Source organism: Janthinobacterium longum, from assembly GCF_051380735.1.
GTDB lineage: Bacteria > Pseudomonadota > Gammaproteobacteria > Burkholderiales > Burkholderiaceae_D > Janthinobacterium.
In genome coordinates this window covers 38,522-54,973 of sequence record NZ_JBNYXQ010000002.1, presented here as the reverse complement: position 1 = coordinate 54,973, position 16,452 = coordinate 38,522, and the positions used below count along the sequence as shown (strand labels likewise).

General features: G+C 63.0%; 15 protein-coding genes. 4 read left to right on the top strand and 11 right to left on the bottom strand.

The window, feature by feature from the left end; all coding sequences use genetic code 11:
- Genes ACQ4WM_RS08470 through ACQ4WM_RS08460 form a run of 3 tightly spaced genes read right to left on the bottom strand, consistent with a single transcriptional unit; the run spans position 1 to position 2,684 of the window.
- The gene (locus ACQ4WM_RS08470; RefSeq protein ID WP_436546270.1) at positions 1-846 is read right to left on the bottom strand and encodes a hypothetical protein; all 846 of its coding nucleotides are present in this window, start codon (positions 844-846) and stop codon (positions 1-3) included.
- A 30-nt stretch (positions 847-876) separates the two neighbouring features.
- Positions 877-1,926: a hypothetical protein gene (locus ACQ4WM_RS08465; protein WP_436546269.1), complete on the bottom strand. Its 1,050-nt coding sequence runs from the start codon at positions 1,924-1,926 to the stop codon at positions 877-879.
- Entirely contained in the window at positions 1,923-2,684 is a 762-nt protein-coding gene (locus tag ACQ4WM_RS08460; protein ID WP_436546268.1) for a hypothetical protein, read from the bottom strand. Before ACQ4WM_RS08460 ends, ACQ4WM_RS08465 begins: the two co-directional genes overlap by 4 nt.
- A 181-nt stretch (positions 2,685-2,865) precedes the next feature.
- On the opposite strand from ACQ4WM_RS08460, the gene ACQ4WM_RS08455 reads away from it, so the two are divergent.
- The 4 genes from ACQ4WM_RS08455 to ACQ4WM_RS08440 all read left to right on the top strand — a co-directional run bounded on the left by ACQ4WM_RS08455 (position 2,866) and on the right by ACQ4WM_RS08440 (position 7,230).
- The gene (locus ACQ4WM_RS08455; RefSeq protein ID WP_436546267.1) at positions 2,866-4,236 is read left to right on the top strand and encodes a caspase family protein; all 1,371 of its coding nucleotides are present in this window, start codon (positions 2,866-2,868) and stop codon (positions 4,234-4,236) included.
- A gap of 86 nt (positions 4,237-4,322) precedes the next feature.
- Positions 4,323-5,132 (top strand): hypothetical protein, encoded by an 810-nt coding sequence (locus ACQ4WM_RS08450; protein ID WP_436546266.1) that lies wholly within the window; start codon positions 4,323-4,325, stop codon positions 5,130-5,132.
- 41 nt (positions 5,133-5,173) lie between these two features.
- The gene (locus ACQ4WM_RS08445) at positions 5,174-5,917 is read left to right on the top strand and encodes a hypothetical protein (RefSeq protein WP_436546265.1); all 744 of its coding nucleotides are present in this window, start codon (positions 5,174-5,176) and stop codon (positions 5,915-5,917) included.
- A gap of 47 nt (positions 5,918-5,964) precedes the next feature.
- On the top strand, positions 5,965-7,230 hold the full coding sequence (locus ACQ4WM_RS08440) for a DUF6445 family protein (protein WP_436546264.1): 1,266 nt from the start codon (positions 5,965-5,967) through the stop codon (positions 7,228-7,230).
- On the opposite strand, the gene ACQ4WM_RS08435 is transcribed toward ACQ4WM_RS08440, so the two are convergent.
- The 8 genes from ACQ4WM_RS08435 to araD1 form a co-directional block, all read right to left on the bottom strand.
- On the bottom strand, positions 7,227-8,168 hold the full coding sequence (locus tag ACQ4WM_RS08435; protein WP_436546263.1) for a LysR family transcriptional regulator: 942 nt from the start codon (positions 8,166-8,168) through the stop codon (positions 7,227-7,229). The genes ACQ4WM_RS08440 and ACQ4WM_RS08435 overlap by 4 nt on opposite strands.
- Positions 8,169-8,300: 132 nt before the next feature.
- A complete protein-coding gene (gene yjfF / locus ACQ4WM_RS08430) occupies positions 8,301-9,269 on the bottom strand; it encodes a galactofuranose ABC transporter, permease protein YjfF (protein ID WP_436546262.1) in 969 nt (322 codons plus the stop codon).
- Positions 9,266-10,342 (bottom strand): ABC transporter permease, encoded by a 1,077-nt coding sequence (locus tag ACQ4WM_RS08425; RefSeq protein ID WP_436546261.1) that lies wholly within the window; start codon positions 10,340-10,342, stop codon positions 9,266-9,268. Before ACQ4WM_RS08425 ends, yjfF begins: the two co-directional genes overlap by 4 nt.
- Complete coding sequence (locus tag ACQ4WM_RS08420) at positions 10,339-11,874, bottom strand: sugar ABC transporter ATP-binding protein (protein ID WP_436546260.1); 1,536 nt, start codon at positions 11,872-11,874, stop codon at positions 10,339-10,341. The genes ACQ4WM_RS08425 and ACQ4WM_RS08420 overlap by 4 nt, the downstream gene beginning before the upstream one ends.
- Positions 11,875-11,882: 8 nt before the next feature.
- Entirely contained in the window at positions 11,883-12,845 is a 963-nt protein-coding gene (locus ACQ4WM_RS08415) for an ABC transporter substrate-binding protein (protein ID WP_436546259.1), read from the bottom strand.
- A 232-nt stretch (positions 12,846-13,077) separates the two neighbouring features.
- The gene (locus ACQ4WM_RS08410; protein ID WP_436546258.1) at positions 13,078-13,845 is read right to left on the bottom strand and encodes an SDR family NAD(P)-dependent oxidoreductase; all 768 of its coding nucleotides are present in this window, start codon (positions 13,843-13,845) and stop codon (positions 13,078-13,080) included.
- A 30-nt stretch (positions 13,846-13,875) separates the two neighbouring features.
- The gene (locus ACQ4WM_RS08405) at positions 13,876-15,453 is read right to left on the bottom strand and encodes an aldehyde dehydrogenase (NADP(+)) (RefSeq protein WP_436546257.1); all 1,578 of its coding nucleotides are present in this window, start codon (positions 15,451-15,453) and stop codon (positions 13,876-13,878) included.
- A complete protein-coding gene (araD1, locus tag ACQ4WM_RS08400; RefSeq protein WP_436546256.1) occupies positions 15,450-16,442 on the bottom strand; it encodes an AraD1 family protein in 993 nt (330 codons plus the stop codon). The genes ACQ4WM_RS08405 and araD1 overlap by 4 nt, the downstream gene beginning before the upstream one ends.
- Positions 16,443-16,452: the final 10 nt, after the last annotated feature.

Genomic DNA, 16,452 nt, shown 5'->3' with positions numbered 1-16,452 from the left:
TTATTTCCTCAGGTCGATCACGACGGGCTTGATCTCTTCGGCCTGGAAAATCATCGGTGCGGCCGCCGGTGCAGGCGTCGCCATGCGCGGCGCCGGCAGGCTGCTGGCGGCCTTGGCCGGTGTTTCCTGGCGCCGCGCTGTTGCCGTGCTGCGGGTGGTCGCTTTCGGCGCTGCTACCGGTGCGGACGCCGGCGGCGCCGGAATCACGCGCCCGGCAACCTCGCCAATCGGTGTGCTGACGATCGCCGCAGCCGTGCCGCGCAAGGCGTCGTCGGCAAACGGCACCATGCGCGTATCGACGCCGGGCGGCACGGGCACGCTGGTGTTGAGCAAACGGCTGTCGGTATAGATCTGGCGCGACAGGCGGTTATAGTTCGGGAAATCGATATTGAGCGACTTGCCGTCGGCCGCCAGTTCCACGCGCGGGCGGTCCTTGCAATTGCCGATGGTCCATTGCAGCACGTCGGTGCCCTGGAAAGCCAGCACTTCGTAGCGGTAGGCGCAGCCGCGTTCCTGGGTTTCGACGATCACCACCGTGCGCTCGCCAACATTTTCCACGCGTGCCACGCGCGCCGTGATGGCATTGGCCAGCGGCACCACGCGAAACGCCTGTGACAGCTTGATCGAAAACTTGCCCTGCGGGTCTTTACGCAAGGTGCCTTCGGTGCCGTCGCGCAGCTTGAAAGTGGACAGCGGCGTGCCGAACAGCTCGGCCGTATCGAGGCCCATCAGTACGCCGCCACGGCCGTTGGGCTGCATGGCGCAGCCCGTCAACAGCAGACCGGCAGCGATGCCGGTGGCCAGTTTGCGCCAGTGCGCGCAGGCAAATTTTTTAGTCGTGTTCATGCTTGATGGCTTTCTGTTGTCTGTGCAAAATTACGGATTGATGACGGCCAGCGGATTGCCCGGACCCGGCGGCGGCAACACTTTCTGGCGGTCGCGCGTGAGCAGGGTAAACGCACCGAGGGTGTCGGGGCCGCTGACGATGTCGAGCTGCTCGCGCTGCAGCCAGGTGCGGATTTCCGCTTCGGTGGCGTCGGCGCGGAACAGCACGCGGATGCGCACGCCCGTCTCGATGCCGCTGCCGCTGCCGCTGCCGCTGCCGCTGCCGCCACGATACTCGCCGTTGTCGACGATGGCGGCAGGTCTTGGCAGGAAGATCCAGACCGATTGCGCCACCATCACGCTGGCGGCCACGGCGGTCGCTATCTTCAGCCAACGCGAGGCGTTCGCCGCTTTGACGGGCGCTGCCGGCAGGACCGGTATCGCTGCTGGCGTGGCTGGCGCAATCTGCAACTGCTGCAAACCCTGGCGCAGCAACTCGCGATAAGCGTGCCGGCTGTCCTTGCCCGCCATGCCGAGCGGCGTGCCGGTCAGCGCGTAGCCGCCCGGCACTTCGACACGGGCCACCACGCCGGGGGCAGCTGTGGCGGCATTGTCGCGGCCATGCAGTTCGAGCCAGCGCGCCGCCTGCAGGCGGTCCTGGCTGAACACGCCCAGGCAGGCGCCAAGGTCAGCCACCGCCACTGTCACCGGCAGGTCGCACAGCACCAGGCTGGCGCGTGGATCGGCGGGCGCGTCGCGCTCTTCGACCACCAGGCCGCAGGCATCGGCATAGGCCACATCGGGCGTCACCAGCCAGCCGCGCCACTGGCCCAGCACAGGGTTCCAGGCATCAAGCAGCACGGCGCCAAAGCCGGGACGGCGCGCCAGCAGATGGATCTGGCCGCCACCGATGGGACGGTTCGCCAGCGGTGCGGCGTCGCTGCGGCGGACAAAACGTTGCAACAGATGGGGCGGCACGGCAATGCTGCGCCAGTCGGGGGTGTCGCCCTGAACAACATCGTCCGCCAGCAGCTCGGTGCTGGCAGGGGCCGTTTCCAGACGGGCGGCAACAATGGCCAGCGAGGGCGTCAGCGCGGTCATGCCGGTGGCCTTTCATTCAAATTCGGTTGGGTGGATGCGGGATCCACATGCTGGTTTAACGCAGCCAGGCACAAGATATCCAAAACTATTTGCGCCGCTTCGATATCGAGCTCGCTCAAGCTGTCGCCCACGCGCAGTTTCAGCAGGTTGAAAACCCAGGCGCCGAGCAAGGTGGCGCGGTGGGCTGCCTGCACGATCTGGCGACCCGCACTGCCGGCGTCGCCTTTCTGCTTGTGGACCAGGCCCAGCTTGCCGCCGTGGTAGTGGGCCGAGGCGATCTGCTCGGCCAATTCCTTGACCGGCATGCCGCCGCAGCCACAATGGCGCAGCAGCAGGATCAAGTCGCCGGGCAAGGTGGTGATGAAGCTCTCGGCGGCGGCGCGCACCTGTTGCGGCGTCAGCTGGTAGTCGCGCAGCGCTTGGGCATAGTCGTCGGGCGCGTGCAAGTCGCAGGCGCCGTCATCGTCGCCACCGCCCTCGGGCGCCTTGCGCAGCTGGTCGATAATGAAGCGCTTGAAGTACAGGAACAGCGCGCCGATATGGGCAGGCACCGAAGTGCTTTCGCTGGCCAGGACTTTTTCGACGAAGAAATGGTGGCGCAAGTCGGCCAGGCTGTCGCCCAGCGACGCTGCTTCGCGCGGACGGCACAGTGCCAGGACCGCGATGGTACGTTGATAAAACTCCGCCAGTTCGTGCTGGGTCAGCTGCTGGCGGCGGCTCCAGAAGTCCTGGATACGTTCAAATTGTTCCGATTGCAAAGCCGGTCCGATCGTGTGTGGGGGCGCGCCGCAGCAGGAGCACCTGCCTGCGACCGGGAAGAAATACGCTGGCCTGGCAAGTAAAACTTGTCAGTCAGGTAAAATGCACAAAAGCAATTTTCGCATAACAATGTAAAAATGGCTAACTTTTTGTTACTCACATAACAACCCCGAGAGAGTGATGCGCCGTCTTTTCCTGCTACTACTGACGCTGGTTTTCCTGTATTCCGCCACTGCGCAAGCGGCCACTGCAGGCAAGCGCATTGCGCTGGTGATCGGCAATGCCGCCTATCCGCAGCCACTGTTAAATCCCGTCAACGATGCGCGCGCCATGGCCGATCGCCTGCGCCAGCTGGGCTTCGAGGTGCTGCTGCGTACCGACATCAACAGCGCACAGCTGCAAAAAGCCTCGTCCGAATTTTCCACCCAGGCGCGCGGCGCCGATATCGCCCTGGTGTTCTATGCCGGTCACGGCGCGCAGGCGGGCGAGGCCAATTACGTGCTGCCGATCGGCGCCAACATGAATGCGCTCAGCAGCGCGGCGATCCAGGCGCAGGGCGTCGCGGTGGCCAGCCTGGCGGGCGACCTGCAGCGCAGCGGCGCGCGTGGCGCCGTGCTGATCCTGGACGCCTGCCGCCAGGAATACACGCGTGGCGGCCAGCAAGTGCCTGCCGACGGCAACGGCGTCGCCAGCCACGGCTTTTCGGACGCGGCCGCGCCGCGCGGCGTGGTGATCGCCTATTCGGCCGGCCCCGGTGCGCTGGCACGCGATTTCTGGTCACCCGATTCACGCAACAGCCCGTATACCAGCGCCCTGCTCGACGCACTCGATGCGCCGGGCCTGCCCATGAGCGAACTGTTCTCGCAAGTGGCCTCGCGCGTGGCCACCATGACGCACGACGTGCAAAAGCCGCGCGTGTCGTTCGGCGAAACCTCGGCGCGCCTGGTGCTGAACATGGGCAGCGGCAAGGTGACGCCCGAGCCGTCGCCTGGCGTGCTGGCCAACAATGGCAATGGCGGCATGCGCGCACCGGTACAGGGCGCCAGCACCGGTACGCCGGCAGCAAAAACCGGCGTCAAGGTCTGGCCCGGCAATGTGCTGCAAGACATTAACTATGAAATCCGCATGCAGATCGCCGCGCGGCCGTTTCCGCGCCAGCAGCTGGAAAAGCGCGCCCGCACGGGCGACCTGGTGGCCCTGACGGCGCTGGGCTACGGCATCGGCGGCGGTGACGCCGGCGTCAAGCAGCCCAAGGCCGGCATGCAGTGGCTGGAAAAAGCCGCCGCCAGGGATTTTCCGGTGGCGCAGACTTACCTGGCCGAACTGCTGATGGTGAAGGGCGATCCGGCCTCGTTGAAACGCGCCGGCGTCCTGCTGGATGCCGCCTCGCAGGCCGGCTACAGCCCGGCGCATGCATACAAATTCGACCTGGCGCGGCGCACCGGCGCGCCGCCGCAGGAAGCGGCGCGCCATCTGCAGGACGCTTTCATGGGACTGATGAAGGATTACCAGGGTGCCGCCAAGGACCTGATGCAGCCGCCCAAAAAATAGTTCAAGATACTTTTGTATTTCCTGGCACTACCCTCGTTAAGGGAGGGTACATGCAATAAAGCATGACAGTGACCAGGGAATACACCATGCACGCATCTTCAATTACCGCCGCACGCGGCCGCATCCTCGCCTACCAGCCCAGCGGACAGGGCACCGTCAGCGTCGCTGGCGTGCAATATCCATTTGACGTCGCCAGCCACTGGCGCTCCGACACCGCCCCCGCCATCAATGCTGCCGTCGACGTGCGCCTGACCAGCACCGGCGCCGTCGACAGCTTGAGCCTGGTCACGGCCCAGCAGATCACCCAGGAAGAAATGGCCGCTGCCGCCAGACTGGCGCGCGAGAAGGGCCAGCAGGTATGGGGCAGTGCCGTCTCTACCGTGGGCGTCAGGGCGCTGGGCGCGGTCGGCGTGCTGGTGGCCGGTGCGTTTATCTTCAACACCATCAATATCCGGCTGTTCGCTGCCGTCTCGCGCTCGTACTGGCAACTGCTGGGCTTGTCTGCCGACAGCCTGGAAAGCTTTGCCCGCGGCGGTGGCGGTGGCTTTACCTCGGCACAGTTCTTTTTTCTGCTGGCGATCGCTGCCTGCTTTGCCACCATGGCCAGCAGCAACGCGAAAGCAGCGCTGGGCAAGTGTGCGCCACTGCTGTTTATCGTGCTGCACACCGGCATGCTGTACATCCGGATCAAGGGCGCCATCAGCGAGGCAGGCGACGCCATGAGCGGTATTGCCGGTGCACGCGCCGCCAGCATGGCGCAGCAGATGGCCAGCGAAATGCTGGGCCAGGTGTGGCAGGGCATGTCCTTCGGCCTCGGTTTTTACCTGGTGCTGGCATCGAGCATCGTACTGGCCGGCTTCGGCTACGGCGAATACAAACGCAAATGCATCGTCTGATTTCCTGTTTCTCTCACTCCACATTACAAGGAACCACCATCATGAAACGCACCCTGCCCGCCCTGTTCGCCATCGCCCTGATCCTGTGCGCCTGCGGCAAGAAAGAAGCCGAAACCGCCTCGCCGGACGCTACGGCGCCTGGCCCACTGGCCACCAGCACCGCCGACCTGGCCGCCAAGGCGCAAGTCAAGGCGGCCGCCGCCAGCCTGCCGCAAGCCGATCCGGCCACACCCACCGCCAGCTATGTCGATATCACCAGCGGCAACCAGCTGATGTACAGCTATATCGCCCTGTCCGGCGTGCCGCCCGACTACGCTGCTGTGGCGCAGCGCATCTCGCGTGAATACACAAGCACCAACGACGCCTTCCGCAAGCAGGAAGTGCTCGACGCCATCAAGCCACAGATCGACGCCAGGGTCAGCGAAGCGAAGACCAAACGCTATCTGCGCTACCAGATCAATGGCCAGGGTGCGCTGTCGCCTTACGCCATGGACAAGGGAGCCTTCCCTGCCAAGTTCGCCGAAGCGGGCACTTATTACTACATGTACGACAACAGCGACTACAAGCTGGGCTTTTCCAACGGCGACGGCTACGGCCTGCTGAAGGTGGACAAAGACGCCGCGCGCAAGATCGAAGCGGCGCGCAGCAGCTACAGCAATTTCGCCATCATCGTCTATGCCTACGCCCAGGAAGCCGACATGTCGGCGCGCCAGGTCAAGGCGCAGATCGTCAAGGTGGCGATCAAGCTGAACGGCGAAGAAATTCCCGTCAGCGCTGCCATGTAAAAGCGTGCTCGGTTACACTGTTCGCCACTATCAGGGAGACGCGGAACATGGGCGAACATACACTGGCCGAACAGCAACTGAGCAAGGGCCGTCAACTGCACCAGCAAGGCAAGCTGATCGAGGCGATCAATGCCTACCAGGCGGCCTGTAAAGCGCAACCAGCGCTGGCCGAAGCCCGGCATTTCCAGGGGCTGGCGATGCTGGAACTGGGCCAGCCGGCGATGGGCCTGGGGCTGCTGAAACTGTCGCTGCAGCAGCAGCCCGACAATGCCCTGTTCCACCATAACCTGGGCAATGTGATGCGCGGCAATGACAATGACGCGGCCCTGGCCAGCTATGCCGAGGCGGCCCGGCTGGCGCCACAGGAACACGATTACGCCATCGTGCATGCGGAACTGCTGCTGGCCAAACAGCGCGTGCCGGAAACGATAGCGGAGCTGGAACGGGCTCACGCCCTGCGCCCGGAGCGCTGGCAAACCCTGCAGGGCCTGGCGGAACTCTATTACCGCAGCGGACAGCGCGCCCTGGCCATCGCACGCTACGAACAGGCGCTGGCGCTGCATCCGGCGCTGGCGCAAGTGTGCCGGGTCGGCTTTGCCAGCCCGCAGCCTGGCCAGCCGGAACGCCTGACCACGCTGGCAGTGGCCGACGAACTGCAGGATTTTCTGCGTGAAACAGACCTGCATATCATCGACGATTTCCTGCCGGACCCGGCCGCCTGGCGCGCCCAAGCGCTAGCCTTGCCGTTCGAGCAGCAGCGCTATGCGGGGCAAAATTACCCGGGCAGCCAGACCGACGGCCAGCCCTGCCAGGCCATCATGGAGCGCATCGCCACGGCGCTGGGCCGCGAGATCCGCTTTATTTCACCGGACAACGGTTCATACCGCCTCAGCTATGCCGACGCCATGGCGCGCACCGACATCCATGTCGACAACGAGACTGGCAGCAATTTCAATTTTTATGCGGGCGTGCTGTACCTGAATCCGCCCGAGCAGTGCCAGGGCGGCACTACCTTCTGGCGCCACCAGCCCAGCGGCTGGTACCGGCGCCTGCCCGAGGCAGACGTCAAGGCGGGCGGCTACGCCAGCTTCAAGGATTTCCAGAAGCGCTGGTTGCCGAACAGCACCGTGCAGAAATTCAATGACCTGCAGGAACGGCGCGACAGCTGGCAGGCCCTGCTGGAAGTGCCGATGCGCCACAACCGGCTGATCATGTACAAGGGCCATTATTTCCACTCGCTCAGCAATGTGTTCGGCGACGCGCCCGACAATGGCCGGCTGGTGCAGCTGTTTTTCTTCGAAGTACCCGACTAATACATATCCTTGGCCGTCGCCAGCACGGCCTTGAGCAGCATGTCCGCCCCGGGCGACAGCAGATGGTCGCGCTGGCGGATAATGCCGAACGCATCCATCTTGCAGGGCAGCTCGATCGGCAAGATGCTCAGCACGTTCAGCGACTGGTAGTAGTGCGCCACTTCGGTTGGCATCACGTGCAGCGAATCGGTCTGCTGCAGCAAGGATGTAATCAACAGCAAGGCGGTGGTGTCGACCGTGTTGACAGGGGGTTCGAGGCCGGCGCGGCGGAACATCATGTCGCAGCGGTGGCGCAGGATGCTGCCTTGCGGCGGCAAGATCCACGGCTGGTCCGAGATATCCTTCAATTGCAGGTTCTTGCGCGACATCAAAGGATGGCCATTGCGCGCTACCACGCTGGCTGGCTCTTCCGTCAACTCCTCGTAGACGAGCCCGGAACTGCCCTCCTTTTCCAGGATGCGGCCGATCATGAAATCGAGCTTGCCATGCTGCAGCATGTCCATCAGGGTGTTGCTGTGCTCCACATGCACGCCGATGCGCATCAGGGGCGCCTGCTGCTTGATGCGGGCGATCGCGCGCGGCAGCAAGGCCATGGCCGGTGTCATGATGATGCCTACCTCCACCTGGCCCGTCAGGCCAGATTTGAGGGCGACGATATCGTCATGCGCCAGCGACAGGCTGGTCAGCGCCATGCGCGCGTGGCGTATCATGGTTTCGCCAAAGATGGTCGGCTCCATGCCGCGCGGCAGCCGGTCGAACAGGCGCACATCGAGCATCTCTTCCAGGTCCTTGATCTGCTTGGAGGCAGCCGGCTGGGTCATGTGCAGTTCTTCGGCCGCACGGTGGATATTGCGCTGCTCGTCAAGAGCGATCAACAGCAGCAGTTGCCGCGTTTTCAGGCGGGCTCGCAAGAACCAGTTGGGGTTGAGAGTATCCATGAATAAATCATATCATGATCGATATCGGAAATTATTCGATACCGATATTATAGATATCGCTGTTTCTCCTGTACGGTTAAAAAAAAGGCCATCGGCGCTTGCGCCGATGGCCATGAGGCATCCGGTGCGAGGTCAGACGGTTTTTTTCTGCCCGATTGCCATCAGGCGCTGCACCACGCAAAACACGAACAGCAGGCCGCCGATCACGATCTTGGTCCACCACGAGCTGAGCGTGCCGTCGAACGCGATCAGGGTCTGTATGGTGCCCAGCACCAGCACGCCCGACAGGGCGCCGGCCACATAGCCGTAGCCGCCGCTGAGCAAGGTGCCGCCAATCACCACCGCAGCAATCGCGTCCAGCTCCGTGCCCTGCGCATGCAGGCCGTAGCCGGACAGCATGTAGAACGAAAACAGCACGCCGCCCAGGGAAGCGCAAAAGCCGCTGAAGGCATAGATCAGCACCTTGGTGCGGCCGACAGGCAAGCCCATCATCAGCGCCGACTGTTCATTGCCGCCGATCGCATACACGGCGCGGCCGAACGGCGTGGCGTGCGCCAGCCAGACTGCCGCCAGCAAAGTGATCACTGCAATCACCACGCCCGGCGACACAAAGCCGCCCAGGAACTGCAATTGCGTCTGCGACATGGCCACGTACAGCGGATCGTCGATGGTGATCGAATTGATACTGATCAGGTAGCACAGCCCGCGCGCCAGGAACATGCCGGCCAGGGTAACGATGAATGGCTGCAGCTTGAAGTAGTGGATAAAAGCGCCCATGCTGGCGCCAAACACGCAGCCCAGCACCAGCACTGTGGCGATCACCAGGAACGGCGGCCAGTGCGCCACCTGCAGCAGCCAGGCGGCGATCATGGTCGACAGCGCCAGCACCGAACCAACCGACAGGTCGATGCCGCCCGAGACGATCACAAACGTCATGCCGACGGCTATCACCAGCAAAAAGGCGTTGTCGATCAACAGGTTGAAAATCACTTGCGTCGACAGCAGGCCAGGATACATGGCACCGCCCAGGCCCAGCATCACCACCAGCAGCAGCACGGTGACGAGCGAGGTGAAATAAGGGGTATGCAGCAAGCCCTTCATGCTTTCCTCCGTTGCAGCAATTGCTTGAATTCCGACGATTGCGACATGCAGACGAGGAACACGACCACCGATTTGACCACCATATTGACTTCCGGCGGCACACCCAGCGAGTAGATGGTGTAGGTCAGGGTCTGGATGATCAGCGCGCCTATCATGCTGCCCACCAGGCTGAACTTGCCGCCGGCCAGCGAGGTGCCGCCCAAGGTCACTGCCAGGATGGCGTCCAGTTCCAGCATCAGACCGGCGTTATTGGCGTCGGCGCTCTTGATGTTCGAGCTGATCATCAGGCCCGACAGACCGGCGCAGGCAGCGCAGAACACATAGACAAAAAAGATCAGGGTGGCCGTCTTGATGCCGGCCAGGCGCGCCGCGACAGGATTGATGCCGATCGCCTGGATAAACAGGCCCAGCGCCGTCTTTTTCATCAGCAAGGCGGTAATGACAAACACCACCGCCACCAGGAACAAGGAAAACGGCAGGCCGAACAGGTAGCCGCTGCCGATAAAGAAGAAGGGCTTGTAGTAGACGGTGACGATCTGGCCATCCGTCAGCAACTGGGCCAGACCACGCCCGGCCACCATCAAAATCAAGGTGGCAACGATGGGCTGCAAGCCCAGGCCAGCCACCAGCACGCCATTCCAGGCGCCGCACAGCAAGGCTGCACCGAGCGCTGCGGCCAGCGCCCAGCCCATCGGCATATTGCTCACGTAAGTAGGCACGCCGTTGTCCATCACCATGGTGCCGCCGATCAGCATGGCGGCCACGGTGCCTGACAGAGCCACCACGGCGCCGACCGAAATATCGATGCCGCGCGTGGCGATGACCAGCGTCATGCCCAGCGCCGCCAGCATCAGCGGGGCGGCGCGGTTGATAATGTCGATCACGCTGCCGTACAGATGGCCGTCGCGCACTTCAAGATGAAAAAAGCCGGGGATGGTGAAAAAAGCCACCAGCAGCAGCAAAACCAGCGCGCCGATGGGGCGGCCGAGCGGGTGCGTCAATACCTTGTGCAAAGCGGAACCATCCGTAGTGGTGGCCGGACGCGCTGCGCCGGCCGGTGTGGATATACTCATGCCGCATCTCCGGCGATCACTTGCAGTACCGTGGTGTCATCGAGCTCGCCACGCGCATATTCGCCGCAGGCCTTGCGGTCGCGCATGACAACGATGCGGTCGCTGCAGCGCAGCACCTCGGGCAACTCGGACGAGATAAACAGGATCGCCATGCCCTTGCGGCACAGCTTGGTGACAAAGCTCATGATTTCCTGCTTGGCGCGCACGTCGATGCCGCGCGTCGGTTCGTCCAGGATCAGCATGGTGGGATTGGTCACCAGCCAGCGCGCCAGCAAGGCTTTCTGCTGGTTGCCGCCCGACAGGCTGCCGATCGGCGTTTCGATGCTGGCCGTCTTGATGCCCAGTGCTTTCACGTATTCATCGGCCAGCGCCTGCTGGCGCTTGAACGGAATCGCGCGCAGCAAACCGGTGCGTGCCTGCAGGGCCAGGATAATGTTTTCGCGCACCGACAGCGACAAAATCGCGCCCTCGTGCTTGCGGTCTTCCGAGCAGAAACCGATGTCGGCAGCGATCGCGTCGCGCGGCACGGCAAAGTTTTTTTCCTTGCCATGGACGCGGATGCTGCCCGTGTCGGCCTTGTCGGCGCCAAACAGCAGGCGCGCCAGTTCGGTGCGGCCCGAGCCGAGCAAACCAGCCAGGCCCAGCAATTCACCCTGGCGGATATGAAAATCCATCGGCGCCAGCGCGCCCTTGCGGCCCAGGCCTTGCGCTTCGACCACGTTCGCCCCGAACACGGCGGCGCCATCGTGCAGCGGTTCGTCGGCCAGGGCCTGCGTGTCGACGGCCACGCCGATCATTTTGTTGACCAGTGCCAGCCGGGACAGCTCGCTGCACGGATATTCGCCTTCGCGCTCGCCGTTGCGCATCACCGTAATGCGGTCGGAAATGGCGTAGGTCTGGTCGAGGAAGTGGGTCACGAACAAAATCGCCATGCCCTGCTCGCGCAAGCGGCGCAGCACCGAGAACAACAAATTGACTTCCGCTTCATCGAGGCTGGAGGTCGGTTCGTCGAGGATCAGTACGCGCGCCGAAATATTCAGGGCGCGTGAAATGGCCACCATCTGCTGGATCGCGAGCGGGTAAGCCGACAGCTGTGCCGTGACATCGATATCGATCTGCAACTGCTGCAGCAAGGCACGCGCCTGCTGCTGCATGGAACGCCAGTCGATGGCGCCGAAGCGGCGCGGATAGCGGCCGATAAAGATATTTTCCGCCACCGACAGATTCGGGCACAGATTGACTTCCTGGTACACGGTGCTGATGCCCAGCGCCTGGGCATCCGAGGTCGAGGCCGGCGCGATGGGCTTGCCATCGAGCATAATCTCGCCGCTGTCGGGCGTGTACACGCCCGTCAGCACCTTGATCAGGGTCGACTTCCCGGCGCCGTTCTGCCCCATCAAGGTGTGCACTTCGCCCGGATACAGGCGCAGTGCAACATTGCTGAGGGCTTTGACGCCGGGAAATGACTTGCTGATGCCGCGCAGTTCCAGCAAAGGCACTGGCGCGGCGTCATGATTCACTTGCGTATTCATCGGCAAGCTTAGTATTTACGGTTAGGAAATTCCTTGGCTGCCACTTCGGCAGGGAACACGCCCTCTTCCGTGGTGATGCGTTTTGGTACCGGCTTGCCGGCCACCACGTCGCGCGCGATCGACATCAGTTGCGGGCCCAGCAGCGGGCTGCACTCGACGGTCACGTTCAGCTTGCCGGCGATCATCGCTTCGAACGCGCCCTTCACGCCGTCGATCGAGATAATGATGATGTCCTTGCCCGGTTTCATGCCCGCTTCTTCGATGGCCTGGATGGCGCCGATGGCCATGTCGTCATTGTGCGCGTACAGCACGTTGATCTTCTTGCCTTCGGCCTTCAGGAACGCTTCCATCACTTCCTTGCCCTTGGCGCGGGTAAAGTCGCCGGTTTGCGAACGGATGATTTTCAGCTTCGGATTCTTGCCGATGACTTCCTGGAAGCCTTCCTTGCGGTCAATCGCCGGGGCCGAACCAACGGTGCCTTGCAGCTCGACGATATTGAGCGGGGTATCCGGGTTTTTCTTGGCGTATTCCATCAGCCACTGGCCGGCGCGGCGGCCTTCTTCCACGAAGTCCGAACCGATAAAGGTCACGTACAGCGACTTGTCGGTGACGTTGACGGCGCGGTCGGTCAGGATCACAGGAATCTTGGCGGCCTTGGCTTCACGCAGCACCGTGTCCCAGCCCGATTCGACCACTGGCGAGAAAGCGATCACGTCGACTTTCTGGGCGATAAACGAACGGATGGCCTTGACCTGGTTTTCCTGTTTTTGCTGGGCATCGGCAAATTTCAGGGTGACGCCATCTTTCTTGGCGGCGTCCTTGATCGACACGGTATTGGCGGTGCGCCATTCGCTTTCGGCGCCCACCTGCGAGAAACCCATGACCAGCGGCTTGGCGGCAAAGGCGGAGGTGGTGGCGGACAGGGCGAGCAGCATGGCGCTGGCGAGCAGAGTGCGGCGTGTCAATTTCATTGTAGTCTCCATTTTTATGGGAATACCGGCAAGGCGGGATGCCGGGCCGGGTGTTTTTTTATGAAGCCATGGTAGGAGAAAGCCACATAGCCATCCAATCAATTCTTTTTCACAGGTGATATCGTTTTATATATCAGTGTCAAAAATATAAAGTCTGTCCAGGGGTAAACAAAAAAAAGCTCCTGCGGCGGCGAGGCCGGCAGGAGCGAAGATTTGCTGCGGGGGAGAAAAATTACACCCAGCCGGCGTCGACGATGAATTCCTGTGACGAACACATGGCGCCATCGTCCGAAGCGAGGAACAACACCATGGCCGAGATATCGCGCGGCATCAGCTTCGATGGCAGGCACTGGCTTTTCTTGATTTCCAGTTCGGCCGCATCGTCGACCCACAGGTCGATCTGGCGCTGCGTCATGACCCAGCCAGGGGTGACGGTATTGACACGGATATTGTGCGCGCCATAGTCGCGTGCCAGTCCCCGCGTCAGCCCTACCACGGCTGCCTTGGTGGTGGCGTAGACGGGGTAGCCGCCCGACTTCATGTGCCAGGAAATCGAGCTGACATTGATGATGGAGCCACCGCCCCGGCGCTTCATGCCTTCAAACACGGCCTGGCAAGTGAAGAACATGGGGCGCTGATTGATCGCGATGCGTTCGTTCCAGTATTCCACGGTGACATCTTCTGCCTGGTGGCGCTGGTCGTTGGCGGCATTGTTGACCAGCACGTCGAAGTCACCGATCTCGCTCACAAAACCGGCCATGACGGCCTGCAAGGCGGCGATATCGGTAATGTCGCAGTGGCGAAACAGCGGTGCCGGCAAACCCGCCTGCGCCAGGCGATGGCACAGGGCCTGGCTCGCTTCGCGGGCAATATCGACAAACGCCACCTGCGCGCCCTGGGCGGCAAACTCCTCCACCATCGACTCGCCGATGCCGCTGCCGCCACCGGTAATAAATACGCGCTTGCCGCGCAGGCTGTCATACCTTGCCAACTGCTTCATCTGTTCTCCGTTGTTTGCCGTGACCTACGCTTACTCTTTGCCGAGGACACCGTCCTTGCGGCGCCAGATGCCCAGCGGATTGCCGTCACGCAGCGATTCCGGCAGCAGGTCCTGCAGCAGGTTCTGGTACGACACAGGGCGCAGGAAGCGGTTGATCGCGGCCGTGCCGACCGAGGTGCTGCGGCCGTCAGAGGTGGCCGGGAACGGGCCACCGTGCACCATCGCGGTCGACACTTCCACGCCGGTCGGGAAACCGTTGGCCAGGATGCGGCCCACACGGCGTTCCAGCGCCGGCAGCAAGCGGCGTGCGTCTTCCAGGTCGCCCTGGTCCATCTGCAGGGTGGCAGTCAATTGCCCTTCCAGGCTTTCGGTAATTTCCACCAGTTGCGCGATATCGCGGCAGGCCACCAGCAGCGATGCCGGGCCGAATACTTCGTCGCGCAGGTCGTGCTTGGCCAAAAATGCATCGCCCGAGGTGACGAACAGGGCGGCGGCGCCCTTGCCTTCTGCGCCCGTGTTTTGCACCAGCGGTTTCACGTCGGCGTGCTGCGCCAGGTTGGCCACGCCCTTGACATAGCTGCTGGCGATGCCGGCCGTCAGCATGGTACCGGCCGGGCTAGGCGCCAGCGCTTCGGCGGCAGCGGCCGCAAAGGCGGAAAATTGCGGCCCTTCCAAACCCAGCACCAAGCCAGGATTGGTGCAGAACTGGCCCACGCCCATCGTCAGCGAACCGGCAAAGCCGGCGGCAATCGCGGCGCCACGGGCGGCCAGCGCCTGCGGCAGCACGAATACCGGGTTGATGCTGCTCATTTCAGCGTAGACAGGAATCGGTTGTGGGCGGTTGGCCGCCACTTTCATCAGCGCCAGGCCGCCGGCACGCGAGCCGGTAAAGCCGACCGCCTGGATGGCCGGATGGGCGACCAGGTCCTGGCCGAGATCGTTGCCGATACCGGTCAGCAAGGAAAATACGCCGGCTGGCAGTTTGGCGATTTCAATTGCCTTGACGATGGCGCGCGCCACCAGTTCCGAGGTGCCAGGGTGGGCCGGGTGGGCTTTGAGCACCACCGGGCAGCCGGCGGCCAGCGCCGAGGCGGTGTCACCACCTGCGACCGAGAAGGCCAGCGGGAAGTTGCTGGCGCCAAACACGGCGACCGGGCCCAGGCCGATCATGCGCAGGCGCAGGTCAGGGCGTGGCGGGGTACGATCCGGCAAGGCGGTATCGAGGCGGGCGTCGGTCCAGGAACCTTCGCGCAGCAGGCCGGCGAACAGTTTCAGCTGGCCCACGGTACGGCCGCGTTCGCCTTCCAGGCGCACGCGCGGCAGGCCGCTTTCGGTCATGGCGCGTACGATCAGGTCGTCGCCGATGGCCAGGATCTGTTCGGCGATGGTGTCGAGGAAGTCGGCACGCTCGGTGTCGGTGGTGGCGCGGTAGGTGTCGAACGCGGCTTCGGCCAGGCGGCAGGCCTGGTCGATCTGGTCGGCATCAACGGTCTGGAACGATGGCGCGATATGCGCGCAGGCGGCCGGATCCCACGCTTCGAATGCAGCGCCGCTACCTTTGACGGCAACGCCGCCGATCAGGGCCTCGCCTGTAATATTGAAACTCATAGTGTGCTCACTTTCGCAAATTCGGTAGGGAAGATTTCGAGGCGGTTCGACAGCGCAGGGCCAAAAGCAGGTGCCTCGACTTCAAACGTTTCGCCCGGCGCTACTGTCACGCCGTCGGCAAAGCTCAGGGTGGCCGTGCCGAAGAAGTGTACATGCACATCGCCGGGACGCTTGAACAGCGGGTATTTGAAATGATGGTGTTCCAGGTTGGCTATCGTGTGCGACATATTCGTTTCGCCGCTGACAAACGCCTTTTCCCAGCGCACTTTGCCGGAAGCATCGAGCACGCGCGAGGTGCCGTCGATATGCTCGGGCAGTTCACCCACCAGCAGGGCCGGGCCGACGCTGCACATGCGCAGTTTCGAGTGCGCCAGGTACAGATAGTTCTGGCGTTCGGTCACGTGGTCCGAAAATTCATTGCCGATGGCGTAGCCGACGCGATATGGCTGGCCGTCGTCGCCGATCACGTACAGGCCGGCAATTTCCGGCTCTTCGCCACCGTCGAGCGCAAAGTCGGGCATGCCCAGCGGCTGGCCGCCGGCGCGCACGATCGAGCCGTCGCCCTTGTAGAACCATTCCGGCTGGGCGCCGGCGGTACCATTGGCAGGCTTGCCGCCTTCGACGCCCAGGCGGAACATTTTCATCGAGTCGCTCAGGGAGTCGGCATCGCCGCCGATCTTCTTGTGCATGGCGTCACGCGCACCGGCGCTGCCCAGGTGCGTCAGGCCCGTACCGGTGACGTAGCAGTGTGCTTCGTCAGCGTGGTCCAGCGGCGCCAGCAGGCGGCCGGCAGCGGCGATCGCAGCATAGGAAGCGGTAGCGGCGCCGAGTTTGGCGTTGACCAGTTCGGCCAGGCCGGTTTTGCTGCGGATCGCGTCTTGCGCCAGCGCATAGGTGCTGTCGTAGCCGTCGATGATGGTGACGACGTCGTCTTGCAGCAGGCCGACCTGGCGGCCGCCGTTTTCGTTCTTGAATTGAATCAGCAACATTTGATTTTCT